This is a genomic window from Vibrio sp. YT-19(2023), assembly GCF_033337395.1.
In genome coordinates, this window is sequence record NZ_JAWOQN010000085.1 from 1 (window position 1) to 1,723 (window position 1,723).

Genomic DNA, 1,723 nt, shown 5'->3' on the forward strand with positions numbered 1-1,723 from the left:
CTCTATGGGTTACATCAGCCATGAACGCGCAGAGTTTTGTGTGGCAATAAGAAGTGCATTGGTGCTTGGCGATCAAGTTCAGCTGTTTGCTGGAGCGGGTATTGTTCCTGGATCAGTTGCTGAACACGAATGGGCTGAGTTAGATAAAAAGATGTCGACGCTGTTAACGTTGATTTCCGATCATCCGCCGCTTGGAGTGGCATCATGAGTTACGATCAAGCGGTTCTCAATCGAATTTGGTCAGAGACCATTTTGACTGAGCTTCACCGATTTGGTGTGAAGCATGTTTGTATCGCGCCGGGATCGCGTTCGACTCCTTTGACTTTAGAAGCGGCTGAACGGCCAAATTTTTCCATTCATACTCATTTTGATGAGCGTGGATTAGGTTTTATGGCGCTTGGTTTGGCGAAAGCGAGCCAAGAGCCGGTAGCCGTTATCGTGACTTCTGGCACTGCGGTCGCAAACTTGTTGCCTGCGGTAGCAGAAGCTAAATTAACGGGCGAAAAACTGGTTTTGCTTACCGCTGATCGCCCTGTTGAACTCGTCGGTTGTGGCGCAAACCAAGCAATTAATCAGCTTGGGATTTTTTCTCATCATGTATCGGCAAATTTGAACTTGCCAAGTCCGAGTTTAAATACGCCGCTCAACTGGTTACTCACTTCGGTTGATGAGGTGATGTTTAACCAGCAGTTACATGGCAGCGCGGTTCACATTAACTGCGCCTTTCCTGAGCCGCTGTATTCTGACGGGGAAAAAAGCGCTTACCAAAGCTACCTGAACAGTGTCGAAGCGTGGCGCAAAGGCGGTCAAACATATACTCAACGATTCGTCAGCCCATCATTCCGTGACATTCCATTTTGTGCTGATAGAAAAGGCGTGGTTGTTATTGGCAGCTTATCTGCTGAACACGCGCAAGCGGCAAAAGCGTTTGCACAGCAAATGGGGTGGCCTGTATTGGCGGATCCGCAAAGTGGAGTTAGCTCCGGTTGGTCACATTATGATTTGTGGTTACAACAGCCTAAGTTTGCTAGCCAACTCGACGAATGTGATTTGGTGCTCCAGTTTGGTAGCCGCATCATATCTAAGCGATTGAACCAATGGATTAATAAACAGGTGTCGCAAAGCCAACAAGGCCGAGATGTTCAGTACTGGTTTATCTCGCCAAGTTTAAGCCGAGATAACCAAACACACCTTCCGCAATTGCATTGGGCTGCATCACCTAAAAGTTGGGTCGAGCGTGTTGATGTTAAGAGCTCAAGTACTCAAGGGTGGGCTGATGGATTGCTGACCGATATAGCCCATGTTCGCGCTCACATTCGCGATGAGTTTCTGTCTTCATCAGCTTCAACGCTTAATGAAATCGCGTTAGCGGCTGACATTGAAGAGCGAACGCAGAGCGTCGATGTCTTTCTCGGTAACAGCTTGTTTGTTCGATTAGTCGATATGTTTGGCCGATTAAATACTGAGGTGTTTACCAATCGCGGAGCGTCGGGTATTGATGGTCTATTTGCCACAGCTTCGGGTGTGCAGCGCTCACGAGGCAAGCCGCTATTGATGTACATCGGAGATACATCGGCGCTTTATGACCTCAACTCGCTCGCGCTGTTTTCTCGTAATGATCTGCCGTCAGTACTTGTGGTCACAAACAATGATGGTGGTGCGATTTTCGATATGTTGCCAGTGCCTCCGGAGCATCGCACTGCGTACTACCAAATGCCCCACG

At 48.5% G+C, this 1,723-nt stretch carries 2 protein-coding genes; both read left to right on the forward strand.

The window, feature by feature from the left end; translation table 11 throughout:
• Positions 1 to 208 (forward strand): chorismate-binding protein (locus R7E78_RS23975; RefSeq protein WP_318058320.1); only part of this gene is annotated, 208 nt, incomplete at its 5' end.
• Positions 205 to 1,723, forward strand: a 1,519-nt coding sequence (gene menD / locus R7E78_RS23980) for a 2-succinyl-5-enolpyruvyl-6-hydroxy-3-cyclohexene-1-carboxylic-acid synthase (RefSeq protein WP_318058321.1), incomplete at its 3' end; no start/stop codon positions are given. The genes R7E78_RS23975 and menD, both read left to right, overlap by 4 nt.